The organism is Embleya sp. NBC_00888 (genome assembly GCF_045207655.1).
Taxonomy (GTDB): domain Bacteria; phylum Actinomycetota; class Actinomycetes; order Streptomycetales; family Streptomycetaceae; genus Embleya.
The window spans coordinates 4957288-4981339 of record NZ_CP108785.1; the positions used below are offsets into that span (position 1 = coordinate 4957288).

At 71.2% G+C, this 24052-nt stretch carries 20 protein-coding genes and 3 pseudogenes; 10 read left to right on the forward strand and 13 right to left on the reverse strand.

The genetic code is table 11. The features are described 5' to 3' along the window. Positions 1 to 90 precede the first annotated feature (90 nt). The 7 genes from OG948_RS55970 to OG948_RS56000 all read right to left on the reverse strand — a co-directional run bounded on the left by OG948_RS55970 (position 91) and on the right by OG948_RS56000 (position 7322). A complete protein-coding gene (locus OG948_RS55970) occupies positions 91 to 1626 on the reverse strand; it encodes a serine hydrolase domain-containing protein (protein ID WP_331772778.1) in 1536 nt (511 codons plus the stop codon). A gap of 631 nt (positions 1627 to 2257) precedes the next feature. Next, entirely contained in the window at positions 2258 to 3418 is a 1161-nt protein-coding gene (locus tag OG948_RS55975; protein WP_331772779.1) for a hypothetical protein, read from the reverse strand. A 161-nt stretch (positions 3419 to 3579) separates the two neighbouring features. Then, positions 3580 to 3987, reverse strand: coding sequence for a cellulase (locus tag OG948_RS55980; RefSeq protein ID WP_331772780.1), 408 nt, complete (start codon positions 3985 to 3987; stop codon positions 3580 to 3582). Next, positions 3984 to 4490 carry a SigE family RNA polymerase sigma factor gene (locus tag OG948_RS55985; RefSeq protein WP_331772781.1) on the reverse strand — a complete coding sequence of 169 codons (507 nt, stop codon included), beginning with the start codon at positions 4488 to 4490 and terminating at the stop codon, positions 3984 to 3986. The genes OG948_RS55980 and OG948_RS55985 overlap by 4 nt, the downstream gene beginning before the upstream one ends. Positions 4491 to 4657: 167 nt before the next feature. Beyond that, a complete protein-coding gene (locus tag OG948_RS55990) occupies positions 4658 to 5173 on the reverse strand; it encodes a transposase (protein ID WP_406300789.1) in 516 nt (171 codons plus the stop codon). Between the two features lie 273 nt (positions 5174 to 5446). Then, a complete protein-coding gene (locus OG948_RS55995) occupies positions 5447 to 5881 on the reverse strand; it encodes a hypothetical protein (RefSeq protein WP_406300790.1) in 435 nt (144 codons plus the stop codon). A gap of 193 nt (positions 5882 to 6074) precedes the next feature. Continuing rightward, positions 6075 to 7322, reverse strand: a complete 1248-nt coding sequence (locus tag OG948_RS56000) for an FAD-dependent oxidoreductase (protein WP_331772784.1) — start codon at positions 7320 to 7322, stop codon at positions 6075 to 6077. Between the two features lie 74 nt (positions 7323 to 7396). Between OG948_RS56000 and OG948_RS56005 the strand changes: the two genes are divergently transcribed. From OG948_RS56005 to OG948_RS56020, 4 genes and pseudogenes are all read left to right on the forward strand, one after another. Next, positions 7397 to 8005: a TetR/AcrR family transcriptional regulator C-terminal domain-containing protein gene (locus tag OG948_RS56005; RefSeq protein ID WP_331773625.1), complete on the forward strand. Its 609-nt coding sequence runs from the start codon at positions 7397 to 7399 to the stop codon at positions 8003 to 8005. 110 nt (positions 8006 to 8115) lie between these two features. Beyond that, positions 8116 to 8639: pseudogene (locus OG948_RS56010) on the forward strand (AraC family transcriptional regulator); the annotation flags it as partial. 12 nt (positions 8640 to 8651) lie between these two features. After that, positions 8652 to 9848 (forward strand): APC family permease, encoded by a 1197-nt coding sequence (locus OG948_RS56015; protein WP_331773626.1) that lies wholly within the window; start codon positions 8652 to 8654, stop codon positions 9846 to 9848. Then, positions 9848 to 11428: a serine hydrolase domain-containing protein gene (locus OG948_RS56020; RefSeq protein WP_331772785.1), complete on the forward strand. Its 1581-nt coding sequence runs from the start codon at positions 9848 to 9850 to the stop codon at positions 11426 to 11428. The genes OG948_RS56015 and OG948_RS56020 overlap by 1 nt, the downstream gene beginning before the upstream one ends. Here OG948_RS56020 and OG948_RS56025 read toward each other — a convergent pair. Beyond that, on the reverse strand, positions 11413 to 13029 hold the full coding sequence (locus OG948_RS56025) for a helix-turn-helix domain-containing protein (protein ID WP_331772786.1): 1617 nt from the start codon (positions 13027 to 13029) through the stop codon (positions 11413 to 11415). The genes OG948_RS56020 and OG948_RS56025 overlap by 16 nt on opposite strands. 138 nt (positions 13030 to 13167) lie before the next feature. Between OG948_RS56025 and lysA the strand changes: the two genes are divergently transcribed. Beyond that, entirely contained in the window at positions 13168 to 14454 is a 1287-nt protein-coding gene (gene lysA / locus OG948_RS56030; protein ID WP_331772787.1) for a diaminopimelate decarboxylase, read from the forward strand. A gap of 369 nt (positions 14455 to 14823) precedes the next feature. On the opposite strand, the gene OG948_RS56035 is transcribed toward lysA, so the two are convergent. Both OG948_RS56035 and OG948_RS56040 read right to left on the reverse strand, forming a co-directional pair. Continuing rightward, on the reverse strand, positions 14824 to 15102 hold the full coding sequence (locus OG948_RS56035; RefSeq protein ID WP_406300791.1) for a hypothetical protein: 279 nt from the start codon (positions 15100 to 15102) through the stop codon (positions 14824 to 14826). A gap of 46 nt (positions 15103 to 15148) precedes the next feature. Continuing rightward, on the reverse strand, positions 15149 to 15586 hold the full coding sequence (locus tag OG948_RS56040) for a hypothetical protein (protein ID WP_331772789.1): 438 nt from the start codon (positions 15584 to 15586) through the stop codon (positions 15149 to 15151). 397 nt (positions 15587 to 15983) lie between these two features. Here OG948_RS56040 and OG948_RS56045 point away from each other — a divergent pair, with 397 nt between their 5' ends. Then, complete coding sequence (locus OG948_RS56045) at positions 15984 to 16337, forward strand: hypothetical protein (RefSeq protein WP_331772790.1); 354 nt, start codon at positions 15984 to 15986, stop codon at positions 16335 to 16337. Positions 16338 to 16678: 341 nt separating this feature from the next. On the opposite strand, the pseudogene OG948_RS56050 reads toward OG948_RS56045, so the two are convergent. Together OG948_RS56050 and OG948_RS56055 are read right to left on the reverse strand one after the other, a co-directional pair. Beyond that, positions 16679 to 16993, reverse strand: a pseudogene (locus OG948_RS56050) (tRNA (adenosine(37)-N6)-threonylcarbamoyltransferase complex transferase subunit TsaD); the annotation flags it as partial. Positions 16994 to 17307: 314 nt separating this feature from the next. Next, a complete protein-coding gene (locus tag OG948_RS56055; RefSeq protein WP_331772791.1) occupies positions 17308 to 17811 on the reverse strand; it encodes a hypothetical protein in 504 nt (167 codons plus the stop codon). Positions 17812 to 18150: 339 nt separating this feature from the next. Here OG948_RS56055 and OG948_RS56060 point away from each other — a divergent pair, with 339 nt between their 5' ends. Beyond that, the gene (locus OG948_RS56060; protein ID WP_331772792.1) at positions 18151 to 19761 is read left to right on the forward strand and encodes a hypothetical protein; all 1611 of its coding nucleotides are present in this window, start codon (positions 18151 to 18153) and stop codon (positions 19759 to 19761) included. Between the two features lie 227 nt (positions 19762 to 19988). On the opposite strand, the gene OG948_RS56065 is transcribed toward OG948_RS56060, so the two are convergent. After that, positions 19989 to 20525 carry a transposase family protein gene (locus tag OG948_RS56065; RefSeq protein ID WP_406300792.1) on the reverse strand — a complete coding sequence of 179 codons (537 nt, stop codon included), beginning with the start codon at positions 20523 to 20525 and terminating at the stop codon, positions 19989 to 19991. A 331-nt stretch (positions 20526 to 20856) separates the two neighbouring features. Here OG948_RS56065 and OG948_RS56070 point away from each other — a divergent pair. The 3 genes and pseudogenes from OG948_RS56070 to OG948_RS56080 all read left to right on the forward strand — a co-directional run. Further along, a pseudogene (locus tag OG948_RS56070) lies at positions 20857 to 21156 on the forward strand (NAD(P)-binding protein); the annotation flags it as partial. Between the two features lie 310 nt (positions 21157 to 21466). Beyond that, positions 21467 to 22702, forward strand: a complete 1236-nt coding sequence (locus tag OG948_RS56075) for an MFS transporter (protein WP_331772794.1) — start codon at positions 21467 to 21469, stop codon at positions 22700 to 22702. A 302-nt stretch (positions 22703 to 23004) separates the two neighbouring features. Further along, positions 23005 to 24030 carry an MMPL family transporter gene (locus tag OG948_RS56080; protein ID WP_331772795.1) on the forward strand — a complete coding sequence of 342 codons (1026 nt, stop codon included), beginning with the start codon at positions 23005 to 23007 and terminating at the stop codon, positions 24028 to 24030. Positions 24031 to 24052 lie beyond the last annotated feature (22 nt).

Genomic DNA, 24052 nt, shown 5'->3' on the forward strand with positions numbered 1-24052 from the left:
TCGTCGGGCGCCGGATCCGCCGCCGGCGCCCCCGCGACCACCACCGGTGTCGTGCCCCGAGCGGTCATCCGGAATCCGGAATGCGCGCCGTCAGGAGATCTGTGGCAGCACCCGGTCGCTCTGGCACACGTAGCGCGTGCCGTCCAGGGTGAAGCACTTGAGCGGCTCCCAGTCGCGAACGCCGGGCAAGCGGTGGACGTACAGGTCCCGACCGGCGGGGTGGAGCTCGAACTCGCTGGGAGTGCCTCCCGTGAAGGTCCGGCGCAGGAACAGCGCACCGCCGCGTTCGAGGATCTCTTCGAGCACCCCCACGCGTTGGTAGCGGCCCAGATAGCCTCCCGCGTCGTGCGGTGGCCTGGTGCCGTCGGGGGCGTGCGGCGGGCGGGGCGCGACGCCGGCGAGTTCGGTGAAGATCTCCCGGTACAGGTCGTGGTAGAGCGCCTGGGCGTCGCCTCCGTTGGTGAGCAGAACGACCGCGAGACGGGCATCGGGCAGGACACGAAGGTAGGACGACTGACCCTGGGTCCTGCCGTCGTGGCCGTACACCGCCCGACCGTCCCAGTCCCAACGGGCCCACCCCAGGCCCCAGCTTTCGCCGGTGTCCGGGGTGTTGGGCGTGGCCGTCTGGAACGAGCGCATCTCCTCGGCGGCGCGCGCCGACAGCAGCCGGGTGCCGTCGGGCCCGAGGCCGTCGTTCAGGTGCAGGCGGACGAAGGCGAGCACGTCGCCGACGCTGGAGCACACGATGCCGCACGGGCCCTGCGAGCGGGGCATCCACGTGGGGTCGACGCGCGGCCGCCCGTCCGGTCCCGAGGTGTGACCGGCGGCGGCGCGATGCGCGAGCACGTCCTCCGGCAGCGTGTGGCTGCGGGTCAGGCCCAGCGGCCTGATCACGCGTTCGCGCAGCGCGGTGTCCCAGGTCGTGCCGGTGCGGCGTTCGATCAGCCGGCCGGTGAGGATCAGGCCGACGTTGCAGTACGAGTGCGCGCGGCCCAGCGGGTGGACCGCCGGAACGTCCTTGAGCAGGGCGGTGAACCGCTCCAGGCAGTCGTCGCCGCGCCCGGTGTCGGGGAGCACGTCGCCGTCGATCCCGCTGGTGTGGGCGAGCAGGTGACGCAGCGTCAGGCGCCTGGTCCGGTCGGGGTCGGGCAGTCGCAGCTCGGGCAGGTGGCGTACGACCGGAGTGTCGAGGTCGATTGCGCCCTCGTCCACCAGGCGCATGGCGAGTGTGGCGGTCCAGACCTTGGTGATGGAGCCGATCTGCCAGAGCGTGTCGGGCGTGGCCTCGATACGGTCGTCGGCGTTGGCCAGACCGGTGGCGACCTTGACGACCCGGTCGCCGGCCAGAATGCCCAACGAGGCGCCGGGGACCTCGTGTCGGGCGGCCAGCGTGGCAAGCCTGGAGCGCCAGTGCCGGGCCGTGGGCGTGTCGCCCGCAGGGTCCGCCTCGGCCGGTGGTGCGTCGCTCGCGTGCGCGGCCGGCGCGGTGCCGACGACCGCCGTTCCGGCCGTGCCCGCCACCGCGGCGGCGGCCAGCGAACCGCGCAGCACGGTGCGCCGGGTGGGTGTGCTTCGGGTGCCGTCGGCGGCTTTGGCCGAGGAAGGGATCCGGGGAGGGTGGCTCACGAATCTGCCTCTCGATCGATGTCGGTCGTGCAGGCGGGGAAGCGACCGGACCGTGCGCGCCCGGAGACGCCGACGACCGTCTTGCCGTCGCCCCGGGACACGGCGTCCACACCCGACGCGTCCCGGCGACGTCGCGCCCCGGGTGCGGGCGCGACGCTTCCCTGCTCGACGAGAGTAGGAAGCGGGCTCTCGAGCGGCATCGTTCTCACGTGGGAGGACTCGGATACCTCTCCGGTTCCCCTTACCCCCACCGCCGGTCGCGCGGACCCGGGACGAAGATCAGCCGTCCGGGGGGTTCGGACGTCTGCGTCGGTATGGTGCGTGACCTCGCGCTCGGTGCCCGAGCCCGCGACGACCTCCGGGTGAACCTACGACGTGGTGCTTTCGACACAGGGCGCCGAGGACTCGGCAATCTGTTCGAAGACGGCGATTGCTCTCGTACGGTCCGCTGGAACGCCCAAGGTCGCCCCGTGTGCGGCAACACCTCGCTGCAGTCGGGGTCTGCCGCACAGTCCTGCGGCCAACGCCCGAGCCCGGGACCGACAACAGTCAGCCGGTCCCCGTGGAGTCGTTCGACCGAGGCGACCCGTCTTGCCGGCACCGCGACGCCGCGGCGATCCCCGGGGTGACATCACAGGCGTCCGGTCAGGATCTGGGCCCGCTGGGCGCCGGAACCGACGATCGTGACACGGCCGCAGTCCACGCCCACCGCCGATGTGTAGTTGGCCCCGCCAGGGCTCGGCGCCGGGAGGTCGAGCGAGCGGGCTTGGCCGGCCGTGATGTGCAGGCCGTACGGTTCCGCGTCGGCGGTTGCCTTCTGGCCGACGGTGACGATGCCTCCCGGGACCGGCGCGGCACCGGCCAAGGCGCCGGCTTCGGCCGGAACGGAGACCTGGCGCCAGGCGTGGCCGTTCCACCGCATGATCAGCGCGTGCCCCCGGTCGTTCGGGTCCAGGACGGTTCGACCCACCGCCCACACGTCGTTCGGGCCGTGCGCGACGACACCGTAGAGCTCGCCGTACAGGCCGGTGAAGGCGGGCGTGGGCACGATGGACCAGGCGTGGCCGTCGTAGTGCAGGGTGACCGGCTTGTCGTCGTCATTGGTGCCGTTGCCCACCGCCCATACGTCGTTCGCCGTCACCACCGTGATGGCGTTGAGGTTCCAACTGGGGTACGGCTGCGGCAGGGTCATTCGTTGCCAGGAGGTGCCGTTCCAGCGTCCGACGATGCCCTCTCGGTGGATCACCTGCGTGGGCTCGCCGTTCGGGTCCGTCGTGACGCCGTCCACGATCGTGGCCCAGCCGGCGGCCCAGGCGTCGGTGGGGCTGTGCGCGACCACACTCAGGTATCCGGCGCTGCTCGCCGCGGCCGGAGCATCGGCCGCGAACACGCTCCAGGAGGTGCCGTCCCAGTGTTGTGTGGCGATCGCGGTGCCGGTGCGGGCTTTGTCGCCGACGAGCCAGGCGTCGCGTGCCGAGGAGGCGGCCACCGCGTTGACGCGTCCGGCGTAGCCGGGCGCGGTCGGCACCTCGATCCAACCCCGGTCGTCTCGTTCGTCCTTCGCGTAGAGCACCGGGGCCAAGCCGCTTTCGGTGATGCTGAAACCGGCGGCCCAGGTCGTGTGGGCATCGGGTTTGGCGTAGCCGGTCAGGCTCACGTTGCCGGGCGGCAGCTGCTCGCTCGCCCACCGGCTGGTGTCGGCTGTGGCCGAGGCCGTGCTCGCCGTGCCGGCGACCAGGAGTAATGCGGCGGTCGCGAGCAGCGCGCGGGCGCTGCCGGTGATCCGATTCATGGTGTATCGCTCCAGACTCGGGGCGAGGCCCCGTCGATCCTGTCGGTTGCGTGGTGGAACGGTGTCGCGCGTGGAGCCGACCGGGACGATCCCCGGGACGGGGCCACGTGCTTGTCGTCTTTCGCGGACTTCACCTTTGTCTTCGTCGGGGGAGGGAATGGTCAGTTGCCCGGCGGGCGCGTGGTGGGTGCGCCGGCGATCGGCGCTCCGGTGGTCGATGACGAGCGGATCGGCGGCGTCGTGACCGGCAGGGCGGTGGTCGGCGACGATGGAGGCCGTGTCGCGCTCGGCGGGGCATGGGTCGGCGGCCGGCTGGTCGGCGGGGCCGTCGGAACGGGAACAGCCGGGTCCTCGTCGGCGGACGCGCCGGGCAGGAACAACAGCCCTGTGGCCAGCGCCACGATCGCCGCCGCGGCGCCGCCGGCCGCCCATGCCGTCCGGGCCCGCCGGCGGCCGCGCACTCCCGCCCTCAGGCGGGTTCCGTGTTCCGAATCGAAGGGTGTGCTCTTCTCGGTGTCGCGCATCATCCTCGCCAGTTCCTTCTCGAAGTCGTCCATGACGTCGTTCACCCCACCGGCTCGATGACTTCACCCAGGATCTGTCGCAACCGGGCCACGCCCCGTGTCGCATGCGAACGTGCCGTACCCAGAGGACAGCCCATGGTCTGTGCGACCTGGCCCTCGGTGTAATCGAGGTAGTAGCGCAGCACCACCGCCGTCCGCTGCTTGGCCGACAACTGCGCGAGCGCGGTCTCCAACCGCGTGCGCTCGTCCACGGCAGCGGCCGAATCGCCGGCCTGGGCCACCTCGGGCACGTACTCGACGGGACGTTCGCCCCGCCACCGCCTGCGCGCCGAACGAGCGGCGGCCCGCACCAACACCCAGCGAACGTACGCCTCCGGGGCCTGCTCGCCGACCCTGGGCCAGGCGAACCAGAGCTTGACCAAGGCGTCCTGCAACAAGTCCTCGGCTCTGTGTCGATCACCACCGGTGAGCAGGCTCGCGAGATGGCACAGTGCCGACCAGCGAGCCGCAACGAACCGGTCGAACCCTTCCGTTCGAGACTGCTCCATCGACACCGTCCCTCTTGTCTCCCCGAACCCCACACCGTTGGAAAGGCATTGACCCCCACTGCACTATGCGCCGGATCGCTGTGATCCAGGTCACTGCGCATTTGCGTCGGTCCGGTGGGCGAGTATCAGGAATTACTGATCTTTGCGGATTGGGTTGTTGTGGTTTGTCATGTCAGGTCGGTGGCTGCGAGGAATTCGTTGAGGAGCGCGGGGTGGTGTCGGATGTGCCGCAGTCCTTGGCGGGCGACGATGACGAGTTCGTCGAGGGTGCGGGCGCCGAGGTTGGCCAGGGGCCCGCTCTTGAGATGCGCCAAACCGCCCTCGGCCCGGTTGAGATCGGGAGGGTAGGGCGGCAGGAAGGCCAGGGTCAGCCAGTCGACGCGGTCGGCGAAGGCACGCATCCGGCGGCTGCGATGACTGCGGAGGTTGTCCCACACCAGGACGACGGTTGGGTCGAACGTCCTGTGCACGTCCGGGAGTTGGCGGATCAGATCCCGGTCGGTGACCGAGCCCGGCACCATGCGGTAGAGGAACTTCGGCAATCCGTCCGGTGGGTAACAGCACCACCCGACCAGTGACGGCCCTTTCCCTCTCCTCACCCGCAGGATCGGGGTGCGGCCGCGCGGGGCCCGTGTGGCGCGGACCGGCGGCAGCAGCGACAGCGTGGTCTCGTCCGCGAACACGATCGTGGTGTGAGACAGCCGGAGAACCGACTCGAGACCGCCGGTCGGAGTCCCGAACGCCATCACTTGTCCGGTCAGTCTCGTTCGGGTACCGCGTCTCCTGCCTCCGCGGGCTACGGCCGCACGTACAACACGCCCGAGGAGGTGGGCAGGTCGGCGCCGGGCGGTAGGTGTGCCGTCAGTCGCCGCTGCAGTTCCTGTCCGGGGGACAGGCGAAGACACAACCGTGTCGGGCCTCCCGACGCGATGGCCTCGCGCACCCGTCGGGGTTGATCAGCCCTCGACCACGCGCGTCTCCGCGCAGGGCCCCAGGGGGAGTTGCCATCCCTCGAAGTCGTACGCGAACGCCTGCCGGACCACCGCGACCTGGAACCGCCCCGGCGCGGTCAATCGCTCCAGGGCCCCCGCGGCCGAGTGCAGACCCTTGATCGTGAGGACGTCCCCGTTGCCCACCGTCACGGCTTCGCCGTCGAGCAGACGCAGGGCGTCACGGACGTTGCGGACATCGAGACCGGTCATCCGCGCCGGGACGGGAAACGACGCCGCGGTGCGTTCCTGGACGGTGTGCAGGGTCTCCACGGCGCTCGCCCACACGCGGTAGTCGTCGGTCTCGGACCACCCCAACTCGGCCGGTGCCCGCACACGCCACCGGCGCAAGTGCTCCCCGCCCAACCGCGCGTCCCCGCCGTACGTCAGCGCCTCCTCCAACTCCCGCCGGCCGCGCCGCCCACCGCTCCGCGCTCGAACACCACCTCACTCGACAAGACGATCGGCGGCACCTCGACCGCCCCGACACCGCGCTTCGCCGACACCCTCGTCACCGTGACTCGTGGCTTCGTCACCGGGGCGTGGCCTGCCGTCCCCCGCCGACCCGGTGCGGCGGGGTCGACGACGTCGGTGTCTACCCGTTGTCGAGATCCGGGTATTCCGGGAGTTGCCAGTCGCCGCCTCGGTCCTCCTTCGCGTGGCGCGCGACGAGTTCTGGGATGTGCAGGAAGCAGGCCACCGCGGCGGCGGAGTGAAAGGCTTCGATGGCCCACTTGTTCCCGGGCATGGCCAGTCGCAGGAGATGCGGCTTGACCGTGGCCTGGATCTCGTCGACGAAGGGCCGCAGCGTGGTGTCGTAGTTCGTCAGGGCCTTGGGTAGATCGTGGGCATTCCGATTGATCTCGCCGGCCAGGACGTATGCGCCGACCAGGCCGCCGGAGACCCCCATGCCGCTGAAGGGGGAAGCGCAGTGCGCGGCGTCCCCGATCAGGACCACGCGCCCCTTCGACCAGGTGTCCGTGCGCACCTGCACGACCTCGTGGGAGTAGAAGTCGTCGGTCGTCTCCATGCCTTCGAGGAAACGCTCGGTCTGCCATCCCGCGTCGCGGAACCTGTCGGACCAGAACTTCTTCCGGCGCTCGATCGGCTCCCGGTGGACGGCCGAGGATTCCTTGGAATCCTCCCGCAGGATGAAGTAGACCTGGGTCTCGGTCGGATTGTGGCTCCTGCGCATGATCATCCGGCCGGGGGCGTGGTAGGTGTCCCGGATGTTGGTGTCCGTCGCGATGCGTGGGACGAACCAGTAGGCCATGTGGATGCCCAGTCGCCGGTAGGGGTCCACAGCGCCGGGCTGAAGGATGGCCCGGCGGAGGCGCGATCCCTGCCCGTCCGCGCCGACCAGGAGATCGAACTCGCCGGAAGTGCCGTCCGAGAAGTGGGCGACCACTTGCTTCTCGTCCTGCTCGAATCGGTCCACGCTCATGCCGAAGACGTGGTTCACGTCCTCCTTCGTCGCGTCGTGCAGGATGCGCACCAGGTCACCGCGCATGATCTCGTACTCGGAGGTCAGGGTCTGCCGGCCTCGACCGGAGGTGTTGGCCATGATCGTCGCCCTCGCCTTCCCGCGAGCGTCCACCAAGGCGACGCCCGCTTCGTCCACGAGCTTGCTCCTGACGACGTCGAGGAGCCCCATGCGCCGTACGGCGTCGATGCCCTGGCCTCGAAGGTCGACCTGGGCGCCCGTGGCCCGCAGTGCCGGGAAGCGTTCGACGACGGTCACCTGGTGACCGCCTCGGGCGAGCCAGTAGGCCAGAGCCTCTCCCGCGATCCCGCCACCGCAGATGAGGACTCTCAAGGAGGGCATTCCGGCTCCGCGTGTCATGGCAGACCCCACTTTCTATCGGTGATAGGTAGATTTACAGCGTCACCTATCACCGATAGGTTGTCAACGTGAAGATGAACCGTGCGACCGTCGTCGGCGAGGCGCTCGACCTGCTCGACGAGGTCGGTCTGGACGCTGTCAGCACGAGACGGCTCGCGAAGCGACTGGGCGTCGAGCAGCCGTCGCTCTACTACCACTTCCGCAACAAGAAGGAGCTGCTCGGCGCCATGGCCGAGGCCGCCATGACACCCCATGCGACGGCACCGCTACCGGAGCCTGCCGACGACTGGCGTGACTGGTTCCTCGAGAACACGCGCAGTTTCCGCCGCACCCTGCTGATGCGCCGCGACGGCGCACGGCTCCACGCCGGAAGCAGCCCCGGGGGGACGGACCTCGACCGAATCGCCCACAAAATGGCCTTCCTGGTCGCCTCCGGCGTGCCCGAGCGAGATGCCCAAATGGCGATGCTGGCTGCCGGGCGCTTCACGATCGGCTGCGTTCTGGAGGAGCAGGCGGACGCCGGCCTCGGTGCCGGCACGGAGGCCGGCGTCGACCCCCGTGCCGGCACCGACCACCCCGCCGTCGCGCCGATCGATCACGAGTCGGCGTTCGAGGCGGGGCTGGCCCTCGTCTTGGACGGCCTGGCAAACCGCGTCGGAGAAACCGGCCCCGCGGCCTGCTGAGCTACCGGCGCTCGCCGCTCGCATCGGATCGGTGATGCGGCGGAGCGCGATCCACTGCCGCGGCCCGATCGCCGCCCACCACGCGACGGCACAGCTCGCACCCTCAAACGCCCACCCGCGCGTTGGAGTTCGGCCACCCACTCCGGACCCGGTCCGTCGGCGTGCACTTCAAGCCGTGGGGGCCGGGGCCATTCCTGCCGATGCCCGCGGCCGAGCTGTGTGACCGGCCGGTGACGGTGGAGCAGGTTTGGGGCCGGCCCGCCGTTCCCGAGCTGCGAGACCGGCCGGCCACGGCGGACGGACCGCACGAGATGCCGACGCTGCTCGAGGAGGAGCTGATGCGACGGCTGTGCGAGACCGCCGGCCTGGGCTGGTCCGCCACACGAGCAGCGTCATCGCGGCGACCGGCGGGGCGGTGGCGATCGGCGACCCGAGCGTGGCAGCCGGTGTCGGCAGCGCTCATCCGGCACGGCGGTTCAAGGAGCTCGTCGGCGTCACGCCGAAGCGGCCGGCCCGCACCTACCGCTGCGCCGCCACCGTGTTCGCGATCGACCCCGCCGGACCGATCGACCGCGGCGACCTCGCCGGTGGCGCAGGCCACTTCGACCAGGCCCACTTCGGCCACGAGTTCAGAGGCGCGGCATTCGTGTTCGGGGCCTGGAATTCGATCGGGGCGGTGCTGAACCTCGCCCTCTACCCGATCCTGCTGGTCGACTACCTGGCCACCTGGGCCCCGGACATCGCCCGCGGGAAGGGGCTGGTGATCGTGGACCTGTTCCACGGCGGTTTCGTCGTGGACCTGCACTGGATCGTCACCGTCGCCCTCATCGTCCCGATGGCGTACCTGAACTATCGCGGCTCCAAGGCGGTGAGCGAGTACTCGGTCGGGATGATGCTGCTGGTCCTCGCACCGTTCGCGGTGCTGACCGTCCTCGGCATCTGGCATGCGGTCGGCAACGGGATCAACGTGCTCTCGCCCTTCACGGTGCCGGGGCAGAGCGTCCACTCGTCGGTGGCCGGCGCGCTCAGCGTGATCGTGTGGCTGTACCTCGGCTTCGACGGCCCGAGCACCGTGCTGGGCGAGGTCGCCGACGCACACCGGACCTACACCCGGGCCCTGGCCATCTCGGTTCCGCTGATCATCGCCGGCTACCTGCTGCCCACCCTCGCCGCCATCGGCAGCGGGCTGCACCGGGGCTCGCCCGCCGACTGGGCCCAGGGCGACTTCGTCGTGGTCGGCGACGCCCTGGGCGGAACCTGGCTGAAGGTGCTGATCTCCCTGGGATCGGCGCTCTCCTTGGTGGGGCTGTTCATGGCGATCCTGCTGACGAGCACCCGGGTCCCGCGGGCGCTCGCCGCGGACGCGTACCTGCCGCGCTGGATGGCCCGGGACAGCAGACGGTTCAACACGCCGGTGGGTGCGCTGCTGGCGAGCACCACCGTCGTCATCGTGCTCGCCGCCGTCGACTTCGGCTCGATTCTGCGGGCCACGGTGCTGCTCACCCTGGCCTCGATCCTGCTGGAATTCGTGGCCTTCCTGGTCCTGCGCTGGAGATATCCGCAGATGCTCCGGCCGGTTCGGGTCCCCGGCGGCCGGCCCGGCGCGGTCCTGGTCGTCATGCTGCCCACAGCGATGATCGTGTACCTGGCGTGGAGTACGGCGGTCGACGAGACCGCGACGTTCGGTACGAGTCTCGCGGTGGCGCTGCTGGCCGTGCTGCTGTACCCGCTGTGCCGACGGTTCGTGAAAGGCGACCGGCCGGACGCGGAGATCGACTTCTCCCACGTCGAGCTGGGTCCGGACCGGTTCGCGGGATTCGGTTCGCGGAAGGCGGGCGTCTGATGGATGTGCAACGGGTGCTCTCCGGGCTTGCGGAGCGGTTGCGGACCTGCCGGCCGGTGCCGGGAATCGCGATCAGTGTCGTCGATGGGACCGGCGAGTCCGCGTTCGTCAGCGCAGGATTCGCGAACGCGGAGTCCGGGGCGCCGGTCTCCCGTCGCACGCGGTTCGAGATCGGTTCCATCAGCAAGACCTTCACCGCATTCCTGCTCGGCATACTGGCGGACGAGGGGAAGGTGGACCTCGACGCGGCGGTCGCCGACCACCTGCCCTGGTTCGCCCCGAACGGCGGCTCCCGCGCGATCACCGTCCGGCACCTCCTGCAACACACCTCCGGCCTGGTGGCCGGGGCCGACGCGCTGCCCGATGCCGCCGCACGCGGCTACGCGCTGCGCGATGCGAGGACCTGGGCCGAACCGGGTGAGCTGTTCCACTACTCCAACGAGGGCTACAACCTGCTGGGGTTGATCGTCGAGCAGGTGACGGGGGAATCGCTGGCGGACGCCATGGCCGGACGGCTGCTGCGGCCCCTGGGCATGCGCGACTCGGCGGCGCGGATCACTCACGAGGACATCGCCGAACTCGCCACCGGGTACCGGTTCCTGCGCCACGACCGCCCGCCGCTGCCGTCGGCCCCGCTCGCGCCGGCCGGCTTCTTCGAGTATTCGGCGGCCGATGGGAACGTGCTGGCAACCGCTTCCGATCTGGGCCTGTTCGCCCGCATGCTGCTGGGCCGGGGCGCCCTGGACGGCACCCGGATCATCGGGCCGGAGCGTTTCCGACAGATCGTCACGGTGCCTGCCGACGCGGTCGGTTCCGGCTACGCGCTCGGCGTGGACGTGGAAGTGATCGACGGACGCACCTGGCTGACGCACGCCGGCGGGATGGTCGGATACCGCTCGTACCTCGCCGTCGACACCGACGGCGGGCACGGTGTCGCCGTGCTGACCAACGCACCCGGCGAGTGCCAGATCATCGACCGCTTCGCCCGCCATGTGCTCGCCGTCGTCCAGGGAGCCTCGGCGGACCCGGCGCTGTTCGACCCGGAGCGGATCCCCGACGCCCAGCGCTACGTCGGGATCCACGGAACGACGCCGCGTCGGATCCGCGTCGAGGCCACGGGGGACGACCGTCTCTCGCTCACCTCGGACGAGGTGACCGGCAGGCTGTACGACGCGGGGGACGGGCGGCTGGTGTGCGATCACCCGGGATGGTCCGCCTACCACCACTCTCTGGACGGACGCTGGCTCTACGGACCCGAGTCACTGGGCCCCGGCCTCTCCCCGCCGACCGCTCCCCCGCATGCGCTCGCAGGTCACTACCGGAGCTACACCCCCTGGTATCCCGGCTTCAGCATCGTGCAGCGGGCGGGACGACTGCACATGATCGCCGCGACCGGCGTGGAAGCGCCCTGCGACGAACCGGAACTCGTCCCGCTCGACGACGGGACGTTCCGCATCGGAGCCGACCCCCGTCTGCCGGAGCGCCTGACGTCCGGCCCTGCCCTGGACGGCGCGGTGCTCTGGGTCGACCTGGACGGGTGCCGCTACACGCGCTCGTTCCGGGATCAGCCGGAGCCTTGAAGAGCGCCCGTCCGCAGCTCGCGCACCCGGAGCTGAAGGTGCGCGAGCAGCATGGCGTCGGCATCGGCGAAGTCCAGCCCGGAGACCTCGCGGATACGGCGCAGCCGGTAGCGCATGGTGTTGGGGTGGATGTGCAGGGCCTCCGCCGCGGTGTCGGTGACTCCCGCGGCGGCGAGATAGGCCGCCAGGGTCGCCGCCAGCGGACCGTCCTGGCCCTCTTCCCGGCGCAGCCGGTGCAGTGCGCCGCCGGCGTCCGGCAGGCCGAGCGCCTCGGTCGCGTCGGCGAGGTGCAGCAGCAGCACCGCCAGCGCCATGTCCTCCACGGTGCGCACGGCCGGTCCGCGGACGGCCGGGTGCCGCAGCGCCCGCAGCGCGGCGTCCGCCTGCGCCCGCACGTCGGCGATCCGGCCCATCGATTCGGCCGGGCCGCCGACGGCGACCACGTAGTCACCGGCCAGTGGGGTCCGCGCGAGGAAGTCGCGGGCCAGGGCGACGGCCGACTCCAGAGCCGTGGCGTGTGCCGGAGGCCAGGCAGCCAGCACGTACACCGCTCCGGTGCCCGCCACCAGGGCTGAACGGGGGTGCACGGCCGCCAGGAAGTACTCCAGCGTGTCCGCGAACCGGCGCAGCCCGGCGGCGTCCAGCGTGTCGGAGCCCGTACTCCCGACCGGCCGCGGGGCCGCGGCCAGGACGCAGACCGGGCCGGAGCCCAGCTGCAGCCGGCTCGCCTCCACCGGGTCGGCCGCCCCGCCGAGTACCGCGGCGGCCAGCTCGCCGCGCTGGCGGCGGGCGTAGCTGGTCTCCGTGCGCAGGCCGACCAGCTGCAGCGCGACCACCGGCGCGAATTCGCGCAGCCGGGCCGTGGCCGCCTTGCCGAGCGGCCCGGTGACGGCGGCCCAGATGTAGCCGACGACGTCCGAACCGGCCCGCACCGCGATCGCCAGCCTTGCCAGCTGATCCGCCCCGGTCGCCTCCATGTACACCGGTTCGGTGCCGGCATGGAGCCGCTCGAACTCCTGACGCTCGCGCTGTTCGGCGAGCGTCCGCTGGTGCACGGCCCGCCCCAGGATGGTCTCGATCCGCTCGGAGTCGGTCCGGTCCTGCCCCTCCGACCAGGCGACCAGCGCGGAGAAGCGGTCCTCGATGGTGACCGGGGCGCCGACGGCCTCGTAGACCGCGTTCGCCAGGGCGAACAGCTCCGCGCCGCTGCCGGCGGAGCGCACGCGCGTCCTTGCGTACTCGAGCAGCTGCTCACGGACGGTCGTCGCCACGTGCATCCAGGACGCGTCCCGGTTGACCTCGATGATCGCCGGATTGTCGTCGGCCGACGGCGGCACCGGGGCCTTCACCGCCAGCACCTCCGCGCCGGCCAGCCGCATGGCCGCGGTCAGCTCGCGCAGCTCGGCCTCCGTGGTCACGCCGACCCCCAGCACCACGCACCCGGGTCCGAGCTGTGTCGGCGCCCCCGGGGCATGGATGGCGATGTCGGTGAGCGGCCCGCCGCTGCCGGTCCCCTCCTGGACCAGGCGCAGCAGCGCCGGGCCGATGTTGTCCACGAGCTGACGGACGGGCAGGTGCCCCCGAGCGCCGGACTCCCGCATGGTGCACCCCCGACTCGAAGGACTGTTGTGGGCGTCAAGACTGGGCGACCTGCATTGACGATGTCAACGATGATCCGAAGTGACCGTAGCGGGAGCATGGCGGGAGAGCGGGACGGATCAGTGGCACAAGGAGCGCGGATGGCAACGATGCAGACGCAGGCAGGCCGAGAACTCTTGGGGCTGTTCCCGCCCGGGACCACCCGGGACGGGAACGGCGGACTGGTGATCGGCGGAGTATCCGCGGCCGAACTCGCCGAGTCCTACGGCACTCCCGCGCTGATCCTCGACGAGGCGTCGGTCCGCGCCCGCGCCCGCCGGTACGCCGACGGCCTGGCCGCCCGTTGGCCGAACTCCCGCGCCGCCTTCGCCTCCAAGGCCTTCCCCTGCACCGCCGTACTCCGGCTGCTCGCGGAGGAGGGCCTCGACATCGACGTGGCCGGCGGCGGCGAGCTGACCCTCGCCCTCGCCGCAGGCGCAGACCCGGCCGGCCTGGTCGTCCACGGCAACGCCAAGACCGAGGAGGAGCTGCGCCTCGCCGTCGAGGCCGGCGCCGGGACGGTCGTCGTCGACAACTTCGACGACATCGACCGCCTGGAGAAGATCCTCGCCGGCACCGCGGCGGAGCAGGGAGTTCTGGTCCGGGTCACCCCCGGCATCCGCCCCGACACCCACGAGGCCGTGTCCACCGGCCAGAACGGCTCCAAGTTCGGTCTGCCCCTGCCGCAGGCCCGGGCGGCGATCGCGCGGCTGCGCGGCAGCGACCGGCTGCGGCTGGACGGCGTCCACGTGCACGTCGGGTCGCAGATCCTGGACCTCGCACCCTTCGCGCAGGCCGTCGAGGCGGTCGCCGAACTCGGCGAATTCGCCGTCTACGACCTGGGCGGCGGGCTCGGCTCCCGCTACACCCACGCCGACCGACCGCCCACGGTGGAGGCGTACCTCGACGCCGTCACCGACGTCGCCCGACGCCTGCTGCCCGCCGACGCCCGCATCCTCATCGAGCCGGGCCGCTCGATGGTCGCCGAGTCCGGCGTCTCGCTGTACCGGGTCGTCTCCGTCAAGCGCGGCGGAGGCCACACCTTCGTCGCCGTCGACGGCGGCATGGGCGACAACCTCGAAGTCTCCCTGTACCAGCAGCGCTTCGAGGCCGCCGTCGCCGGCCGCCCGACAGGCGGGGGCGAGCTGTGCCGCCTGGTGGGCCGGCACTGCGAGTCCGGCGACACCCTCAGCGCCGGCGTCCCGCTGGCGGACCCGCGCGTCGGGGACCTGATCGCCGTGCCGGTCACCGGCGCCTACACCTATGCGCTGAGCAACAACTACAACGGCGCGCGTCGCCCGCCGGTGGTCTTCGTCCGCGACGGCGCGCACCGCGCCGTGGTGCGCCGCGAGACCTACGCCGACCTGATGCGCCGGGATCTGCCGTAGCGGCGCAGCCGGCCGAGCCGGGCTATTCCCGATGCCGCGTATCGAGGGCTTGGGGCCGGGTGTCAAGCGGTCGGTGCGGCCAGGATGTCGATCCGATCGTGGCTTTGTAGGTGGTGCGGTCGTTGCTTCCTCGGCGTTGCCGGAAGCCCGGAATTTCAACTCGAACGTGTGGCCTTCGATTGATGGCTGTGAACAGGGAAGACGTGGTGTTGTCGGGGTATCGGGCGGGTCGGGGTGGTTCCCGTTCCTTCTCGTGACCTCGTCACCGATCTGCGACGGCGGTGTCGTGGTGCGACGACTCGGATATCGTCCGGGCCGGCGGCCTGGCCACAGGATTGCTCGGCCTGCCGCTCGGCACCGAGCCGCGTGTCACCGAGCGGGTGTGATGCGCAGGACCGCGGTGCTGTCGAGGATGTCGACGACCTGCAGGCTCATGGCGTCGTTGACGGTCGCGACGGTTCCCCGGTCGCAGCTCAGCCTGACGCCGCCGCCCCCGTTCGAGGACACCCCGCCGCCACCGGAACAGCCCGAAACGCTGTAGCCCGACGCCGTCAGCGGCGCGACCATCTCGACCGCGCCGCCGGTGATCGCCGTTACCTTGATCGGTCCGAGGCCGTACGCTCTCGGCACCGTCACGACGTCGCCCACGGCGACCTTGATCTCGCATGTCCCGTCGGTGCACGGACCACTTCGGTCAACGGGGTGCGGCGGAGCGGGGCGGCGTCGGGACCGTGGAGTTCACCGACGGCGACCATGCGTCGCCACAGCGCGTGCCGGCGTCGCAGTACAGGAACGGCGGTGCGATGTAACCGTCCACGAGCCAGGACTCGTAGCCGTCGAAGTCGGGAGCGTCCTCGTCGAAGGTGCGCAGCTCGGTGAACTCCGTCGGTGCGTCGAAGTACGCGGACCGCTCGGCGTACTCGGGGTGTCGGTCGACCGGGAATCGGTACGTGTACCCGCGGCGCAGAAGGATGTCCATCACGCGAAACCGTGTGAACGAGCAGTCGTGGCGGCTCTCGAAGTCGTACAAGACCGCGAACCAGTCCCGGACGCGCGGGTCGCCCGCCTCTGCGTGGCCGTCCAGGACACGGACCGAGTCCGCGACCAGGTCCTCGACCAAATGCTCGGACATCGGGTTCGTCTTCCTTCGTGTTGACGACGACGCCACGAGCGGCAAGAGAGCCTGCGTCCTTCACGAGACGGTCGGCGCCTCTCACCGGGGCGACGTGTGTAGGGGGAGCAGTTGCAGGGGTCTTGACCCGGTCCGCATGAATCCCGGCCGGTGCCGAAGCGTAGTGGGCGGCGATCCCGGTCAGGTCACAGTCCGGTCGGCGCCGCGGGCGCAGCGGCGAGACGAGCCGGCGCCCGGCGACCACGACCCGGCAGGAGGTGCCCGGGATTCGCCGTTTCGGCGGTGGCCGGTCGGCGGATTCGACGATGTCGAATCCCGAGTTCGATGAGATGAGAGCCCGCCCTGGGAGGAGTTCGGCCGGTGGCTGGAGGAGACGCTGTCGGCGATGGTGGGGGACATGGGCCGACTGGACGACGAACTGGTCCTGGTGATGCGGCCGAGAACGGACGAGGACAACCCGAACGTGGTGCAGTTGATCTGCAACGGTCGGCTCCTGCACCTGGAGGCGAGCACCGCGGTGCTGAGCCCGTCCACACTCGCGGGCCTGGGCCGGCGGCCCGGCCCCGAGGCCGAATTCCACGTACTCGACTTCCCGCACCCCCACCCCCGGGACGCGGTGCTCGCGGCCCGGACGCTGGTGGACACCCTGCGCGCGCAGGACGTGCAGCCGGACGACCTGCGCCACACGGCGTGGCTGAACAGGGGCGACTGCACGCTGATCCTGTACGGGCTGGGCCTCGAGACACTCTGAGCGGTCCTGACGTCGGCCACGGCCCCGGGCGGAGCACTGGTCGGCGACGGCGGTGGTGTGTCGGTGGCGGCGTGACGGGGCCGTGTGTCGGTACCCGTCTCGGGTGTTCTCCCTGTCGGGTGGGTGTTCGGCCACTGGCATGGATCATCGTTCGATCGCCCGCAACGGGTGGCGTTTCCCGTCGACGTTCGGGTGGCGTGTCCAGGGTGCATGGTCGGCGACGGACACCCGCCCACCGTCACACCAACCCAACCGGTCCCGGCAGGGCGCAGGCATCACGCCGGCCCTGCCGGGCCTTCACCCCAACCGAAGGCGTCCCCGCACCGGGCCCACCCGGCGGAGCGGATCCCGTACCGGTCCAGGACTTCTTGCGCCGCGTACTTCGACGGCGGCCGGTCCCGGCTCCATGCCACCGGACCGCACACGGCGGAAGCGATCGGAGACAGGCCCTGCTCTTTCCAACTCCGGCCATCCACCACCGCCTCCTGGAAGGAGGCCGCGACGTCGGCCACCGGCACCGTCTCGCCGGCCCGCTGCCGGGCCTCGACCCAGCGCGCGACCGAGGTCTTGAGGCCGGAGAAGGAGAAGTCGAAGGGCGCGTCGCGCGGTCCGGTCAGCCCGCGTGGGAAGGCGATGCTGCTCACGCCGCCCTCTCGTCCTGGCGGCCCGTGCCCTTGGCCCCCGGCCTCGAACGCTGGCGTCCGGGCGGGGCCGAGCGGCCCGGTGTACGGCAGCCATGACGGTACTGTCGACAAGGGCGTACGGGTGGGAGTCGGCGGCGGGTGATCGCGAGCGCGGCCTATGGTCGGGAGTCGGGACGTCGCGAGGTCGCGAGGTCGCGAGGTCGCGAGGTCGTGCGCACCGGGGTTCGACGGCACCTCGGGCCTGGCCGGCCCAAACGTGACGATCGAGGCGGCGTCGAACCCCGGGCTGTCGATTCCCCCGCCGCGCCGAGTGCGGGGCTGGTGGATCAGTAGGTCAAAGCCGGGCTGAACGCACTCTTGCCGACACACCAGATGTCGACGTTGTTGGGATTGTGGTGCAGCTTGACCGACCAGTTCGTGGCGCTGGGCGGACTGGCCGACTGGATCACGGTCATGGCCTGACCGGCGGAGATCGTGCCCGCCGTCTTGTTCAGCGGACCCAGGTTGACCGGACCGAAGGGGCCGGACGTGCCGGCGGTGCCGCTGAAGGTGACCGTGCCGCTCGGACCCCCGAGGTTGGCGGTGATCGTGAGGTCGCCGTTGTTGATGGTGATCAGCGGCGCGAGCGCGATGGTGGCCGAGAGCTGGTGCGACGCGTTGGTGGTGAAGGTCGCGGTCTTGCCGGTGTAGCTGATCCCGATCGAGGTCAGACAGTCGTACTTCGCGGTGGACGGGCCGCCGGCCGTGGCCGTGCCGCCGAGTGCGACGGTCGCGGCCATGGCGCCGGCGAAGACGGCGGCGCCGGCCGCGAGGGCTTTGGATCGTGACATGGAAGGTGCCCCTTTCGACAGATACTGCGGAAGTTCCTGTCGGCGCATTTGGAGTGAATCCGAAGTTTCGGATTTCGTCAAGCGGGATCGGAACGCAATTCTCCGACAGCGAAATCCACGATGGACAATTCATGATCGCAATTCACGATCAGTCACATCGGCGAAGAATATTCGGTTTCCCGGGTATTTCTCGATCATGGTGACACGTGTCGAATGAATCGGATCGCGTCTCGCTCTTGACTACGGATGATCCAAATGTGCGAATAGTTCGCTACGCCTTTCGTTTCCGACGGGCTCCGAACAGGTCGTCCGCACCGGCCGCCCACACGAAGGAGCAACGTGTCAAAACGGCTATCCCGAAGATTGACCCGCCATCGCTGGGCCGCCTCGGTGGCGGCGGCCGCCCTGACCCTCGGCGGCGGTCTGGTCGCCCTCGCGCCGACGGCGGGCGCGGGCACCGTGACCCCGGTCATGCGGTGCACGACCCCGGTCGGTGCCCCCGAGGGGCAGCAGCAGTTCGAGGTGACCCTGGACCCGACGCACGGTGACGGTGCCACCTCGATGCACGTCGTGGCGGGTGGGAGTCCGGCGACCAGCCCGATCCCGATTCCGCTCGCGACGATCAAGTCCGTCTACACGTTCGCCATGTCCGGCGGCACGACCGGGGATCTCTCGGCGGCGCCACCGTCGTTCGAAACGCCGATCGAGGTGAACACGCCCATCGTGCCGCCCCCGTTCACCGTGCCTACGACGATCGTCGGTGCGGCGGCCGGATCCACGGTGGACCTCACCCTGAAGTCGATCGTGGTGCAGACCATCGTCGGCGGAAACCTGCTCGCGACGGCGACGTGCGTGCCGATCTCCGGTAACGGCGTGGTCGCGTCGTACACGGTCGAGCAGGGCAGTCAGGCGCCCACGCTGACCGCGACGCCGAGCACCGTCGACTCGAACTCCCGGGTCACGCTGTCCGGCGCGCACTGGCCGGCCGGTCCGGTGGGGTTGACCATGTGCTTCCCCGAGTTCGGCGGATTCTGCGACAACGGCTACTCGACCATCGCCGCGAGCGACGTCAAGGTCGTCGACGGTGTGCTGTCGGGGTGGGTGCACGTCGCCGGCGCGGTTCCCAGTACGGCGGCGCTCCTGAAGGTCACGTCGGGATCGGTGGCCCTGGAGGCGCCGTTGACCGTCGTGTCCGTACCGGTCGGCGGGCGGGGGCTCGTGCTGAGCCCGAACACCGGTCCGGTCGGCACCCAGGTGACCGTCACCGGTACCGCGTTCTCACCGAACGCCCAGATCACCGTCCAACCCCAGGACGAGCCCGGGGCGCCGACGGAGGACGCCGTGACCACCACCGCGGACGCGAACGGCTCGTTCACCGCGACGTTCACGGTGACCGCCGCGGCCACCGCCGCGGTCGCGGCGTACGAGTTCGGCAACCCCGCGATCGGCATGCGGACGCCGTACACGGTGGGCGAGGGCCCGGCTCGGCTGACCCAGTCGGTCAGCGGGCAGATCAAGCCCGGCGGCCTGACGATGTCCCAGGCCGGCGGCCGGATCGACTTCGGCAGCGCGACGATCGACGGCAAACCGCTGCGCCTGAACGCCGCGCTCAACCGGGTCACCGTGGTCGATGCCCGAGGGACCGACCTCGGGTGGTCGCTCACCGGCACGATGTCGGAGCTGACGGCCGAGAACGGCACCGACAAGCTCCCGGCCGGGAGCGTGGCCTGGACCCCCGCGTGCGTGGCGGCCGACGGCGCGCCCGGAACGGTCACCCCGGGCACTCCGGGGCCGCTCGGGGCGACCCAGGCCCAATTGTGCACGCAGACGCCGGTCGAGGGTCGAGCCACGGGCGGCAGCGTTTCGGCGGACGCCGCCCTGACGTTGACGACCCCGGCGTTCGTACGCCCGGGGACCTACTCGGGGGCGCTCACGCTGAGCCTGAGTTAGCCGAGCGGAGTCAACCAAGCTCGAGTCAACCGAGCTTGAGATGGTCGACACCGAGTCGACGCGTCGGGATGTGCGGGTGTCGACGCCTCGGACGGTGCCGCTTTACTCGCCCGGTGGTGTGGGACTACTCGGCCACTACCGGCCGGCGCCCACGCCACCGGGCGTTCTCGTACGCGGCACAGGATCGTGATCGGAGACCCGGAGCGACGGCGTGGGGCCGTCGCGCCCTATTCGCGACCGCCCGGTATCGCGACCGCTCGGGGGATGGCGGGGAATGCGTCGACATCCCCTGGGGCGAAGAATTCGGCAGGCGCCCACTGCCGGAGTTCGGCGTTGGTGTGTTCGACGCAGATCCGGGCCGAGAACTGCCGACGCCGCGCCTCGCGCCAGGCGTACCGGTCGCCATCGCAGACGTCGTCCTTCGGCTTTTTCGGCGGGGCGATCACCTGTCGGGGAAATTCCTTGGCCAACCCCATGTATCCGGAGTCGACCTTGGCTTTTACGCGGGGGCGATGGCGGAACTGCTCGGCGATGCCCTCGCTGCGGACGGCGGTCTGGTCATGCGTGCGGCCCGGCCGAACGACACCGGACAGCAGCATACGGCCCTGGCCGTCGCTGAACGTCGTCGTCCTGATCGTGTTCTGCCGATGCTTGCCCGAGACGAACGCCCGGCGGCCGGGGCGTTCCGCCTGCGGGCGGCGGACCTGGGTCTCGGCCCCGTCCAACCACGGACTCGGGCTCGCGATCGTCCACGCGGTCGCCACGGCACACCACGGGACCCTCACCGTCGTTGCCAACCCCACCGGAGGCCTCACCGTCACAGTCGACCCACTCCTGCGAAAGCCGGCGAAGATCCCTCACGAGGGCCCCGACTTCGTGCCTCGCGCGATCGACCCATCCGGGAGAACCGCCCCGGGACCAGGGATTCGACGTGCGACCCGGTAGCCGTACAGGACAGGACCGCCGCATCGACCCCTCCGCCGGCACGGGCCGCCAAGGTCCTGTCTGTGGCCGCCCGGGTCGGTTCCGGTGGAACGGCGGCTGAATACGTTGCCTTCAACACCCGTGCAACGGGATGACGGAGGAGGCGGACTCGTGGGCGAAGGCCAGTGGGATACGTGTGTGATCGGGGCGGGACCTGCCGGGCCGGCGGTCGCCAGGGCCCTTGCCGAGCGGAATCTGCCGTACACGCATGTGGAGCGGCACACCGGGCCCGGCGGTATCCGGGACATCGACAATCCCGGAAGCCCGATGTACGAGTCGGCGCATTTCATCTCCAGCAGGACCCTGTCGGGCTTCGGCGGCTTTCCGATGCCGGGGCACTTCGCGGACTACCCGCCACACCGCCAGGTCCTGTCGTACCTGCGGTCGTTCGCGGACGCCTACGGGCTGACGGTGATCGGTGACCGCGACGAGGTACCGCAGGATGTTCGGCCGGATCGTCGCCGATGTGCTGCGGCTGGTGCCGTGCGGGTCCATCCGACCGGAGGCGTCTGTGCGGTCGAGGGCAGAGGACATCGCGCTCACCTTCTCCTGGGCGACCACCGTAGCCGTCGCGCCGCACCGGTCATGAGGGATGGCCTGCGAAGTCCCCTGTACGGCCTCCGCCGTCCTGAGTTCCGCGTCCGCGCCCCAATACGGTTTTCGCGTCCCGGACCCGTTCCTCGCACTGGCGGTACACACACGGATTGGAGGCGCGACGACCATGGCCCTCAGCGCCGCGGACCGAACCGGCACCGGGCACGTCGTCTTGGCGAGGGCTCGACGGGCCGCGATCATCGCGTTCGCCGCTCAGGGCATGTCGGTCGCCGCGGTGTTCACGACGGTCCCCGCGGTCACCGAACGCCTGCGCCTGGCCCCGCTCCCGAGCACCGGGTTGATGGTGGCGGTGGCGCTCATGGCGGGGGTCGGCAGCTACCTGGGGTTGGCGGCGATCCGTCGTGTCGGCCCCCTCGTCACGACCCGCGGGGCGCCGGCGGCAGCCGCCGTCGCGCTGACGCTGATCGGGTGGGCCCCCGGACACGCCGACGGTCGTCTGCGCGTACGTCTTCTTCGGCTCGCGGTCGGTTCCCTCGATGTCGGGGCCAACACCCGTGCGGCTGCGATCGAACGCGCATATCGGCGCAGCGTCTTCGGGTCGTTCTATGCGGCGTGGAGCGTGGGCGGTGTCGCGGCCATGCTCACCGCGGCGTCGGCCCGGCTGGAGTGGCCCGCGGCCCGCGGCCTCGACGTCCAGGCGGTCGTTCTCCTGGTGCTCGTCGCCTGCATACGCACGCATCCCCTTCCTTCGTCCGCGGCGACGCCGGACGCGTCGGCGCAGCCGCCGACGGGAGGCCGGTTGTGGCGGCAACTCCTCCCGTTCGGCCTGGTGCTGCCGGTCGTCTACGTCGTGGACTCCACCGTCTCGGCGTGGTCGGCGGTCTACCTCCGCCGGGCTCTGGGCGCGTCCCTGACCGTGGCCCCGATGGCGTACGCGGCGTACCAGGCCGGCACGGTCGTCGGCCGCGCCGGCACCGACCGGCTCGTGCACAGGTTCGGCGCGTCCGTGGTCGTCCGCGGCGCGGCCGTGTTGGTCGCGAGTGCCCTCGCAGGCATGGCCGCCGCGCCGAGTTGGCCGTTCGCCGTCCTGGCGGCCGGCGCGGTGGGCGTGGGGGCGTCGGCCTTGGCGCCGCTGTGTCTGGCCTCCGCGGCGCGGTTGCGTCCCGGGGCCTCGGAGGCGGTGTTGGCCCGCCTGAATCTTCAACTACGCGGGCGTCGTCACGGGCGGCGCGGTCAGCGGACTGCTGGGTTCCACGGGGCAGTTCCGCTCGCGTACGCGGTGCCGGCCGCGGTGGCGGTGTGTCTCCTCGCCGGCGCTCGGCACTTCGCGGCAATCCCGCGACCGGCGTGCGCGGAGGATGTCGTACCGGTCGCGCGGGCGGAGCCGCGGCAATGCGGCTGAGCGCCGTCGTCAGCCCTGTCGGGCGGGCAGCGGCAGAGGTCGAGCGTCGCGCCGACGAGCAGTTCGAGGGCGCGCTCGGTCTCGGCCGCGGCGAACTCTCTCGCCTCGGCCTCCGCTGCCGCCGGGCCCGTGTCGTGCGTGCTCGGGGTGCTCGCGGCCAGCAGTAGTTGCCGCTCCGTCAGGCCGTCGACGCCGGCGAGGAAGTGGATGGCGATGTCCGCGGCGGGGGTGGCGAGTTCCTCCCCGCAGTCGCTCGCGAGGCCGGTGATGATGTCCGCCGCCGTCCGCTCGACGGTGCGCTTGTGCGCGCGCATGACGTCGCGCGGGTCCGGGTCCCGCAGTGCGAACGTGGTGAACTCGGTGAGCAGCGCGGACCGGCCGGGCTCGGCGGCGACGCCTGCACCGAGCCGGCGAAGGTCGAAGGCGGCGAGGTGGTCGGCCTGGTCGTCGCCGCGATCGTGCTGATGGTCACGCTCGGCTCGCTGGTCGCCGCCGGACTGCCGCTGCTGACGGCGTTCGTGGGCGCCGGCGTGGGGATGGCCGGACTCCTGGCGCTGTCCGGGTCGTTCGAAGTCATCACCACCGCGCCCGTGCTCGCGCTCACGGTGGGTCTCGCGGTCGGCATCGACTACGCGCTGTTCATCGTGTCCCGGCACCGCCGCCACCTCGCCGAGGGCATGCCGGTGCCCGAGGCCGCGGCCCGCGCGAACGCGACGGCCGGCAGCGCGGTGGTCTTTGCCGGCCTGACCGTCGTCGTCGCCTTGGCCGGACTGGCCGTCGCGGGTGTGCCGTTCCTGACCGCGATGGGCCTCGCGGCCTCGGCCGCGGTCGTCGTCGCCGTGCTCGTGGCCATCACGCTGCTGCCCGCGCTGCTGGGTTTCGCGGGGCACCGGATCGATCGATTCCCGGTCGCCGTGCCGCGACCGCGCCGCCGCCCGGTCGACCGGAAGGCGCGCCCCGCTGCCGGGGAACGCTGGGCCCGGTTCGTCGTACGGCGCCCGCTCGCCGTGCTGCTCGCGGGCCTCGCGGCACTGGCCGCGCTCGCGGTACCCGCGTTCGCGGGACCGATGTCCGGCACGGCGGTGGGTCGTTGGTGTTGCTCGGGGAGCCGGGCGTCGGGAAGACGACACTGCTCACCGCGTTCGCCCGGCGGGCCGAGGCCGCCGGGATGCGCGTACCGCACACCGTCGGAGTGCAGGCGGGCGGCCGGTGCACATCATCCTCGGCTTGATGGTCCTTGGGTCTGCCACAGGCCGACCCAGGGACCACGTACGCCGAGGATGATGTGCGGGTGGGAACGGCGGTTCCGACTCACCGTGGCGTCATGAGGCCAACCGCGCGGTGAGAACG

Excerpts from the sequence above, each read along its gene's own strand:
- OG948_RS56000 (WP_331772784.1), bottom strand. The coding sequence starts at position 7,322 with ATGACACGCGGAGCCGGAATGCCCTCCTTGAGAGTCCTCATCTGCGGT.
- OG948_RS56040 (WP_331772789.1), bottom strand. The coding sequence starts at position 15,586 with ATGTCCGAGCATTTGGTCGAGGACCTGGTCGCGGACTCGGTCCGTGTC.
- OG948_RS56075 (WP_331772794.1), top strand. The coding sequence starts at position 21,467 with ATGGCCCTCAGCGCCGCGGACCGAACCGGCACCGGGCACGTCGTCTTG.
- lysA (WP_331772787.1), top strand. The coding sequence starts at position 13,168 with ATGGCAACGATGCAGACGCAGGCAGGCCGAGAACTCTTGGGGCTGTTC.
- OG948_RS56025 (WP_331772786.1), bottom strand. The coding sequence starts at position 13,029 with ATGCGGGAGTCCGGCGCTCGGGGGCACCTGCCCGTCCGTCAGCTCGTG.
- OG948_RS56055 (WP_331772791.1), bottom strand. The coding sequence starts at position 17,811 with ATGTCACGATCCAAAGCCCTCGCGGCCGGCGCCGCCGTCTTCGCCGGC.
- OG948_RS56045 (WP_331772790.1), top strand. The coding sequence starts at position 15,984 with ATGGGCCGACTGGACGACGAACTGGTCCTGGTGATGCGGCCGAGAACG.
- OG948_RS56005 (WP_331773625.1), top strand. The coding sequence starts at position 7,397 with ATGAACCGTGCGACCGTCGTCGGCGAGGCGCTCGACCTGCTCGACGAG.
- OG948_RS55975 (WP_331772779.1), bottom strand. The coding sequence starts at position 3,418 with ATGAATCGGATCACCGGCAGCGCCCGCGCGCTGCTCGCGACCGCCGCA.
- OG948_RS56020 (WP_331772785.1), top strand. The coding sequence starts at position 9,848 with ATGGATGTGCAACGGGTGCTCTCCGGGCTTGCGGAGCGGTTGCGGACC.
- OG948_RS55985 (WP_331772781.1), bottom strand. The coding sequence starts at position 4,490 with ATGGAGCAGTCTCGAACGGAAGGGTTCGACCGGTTCGTTGCGGCTCGC.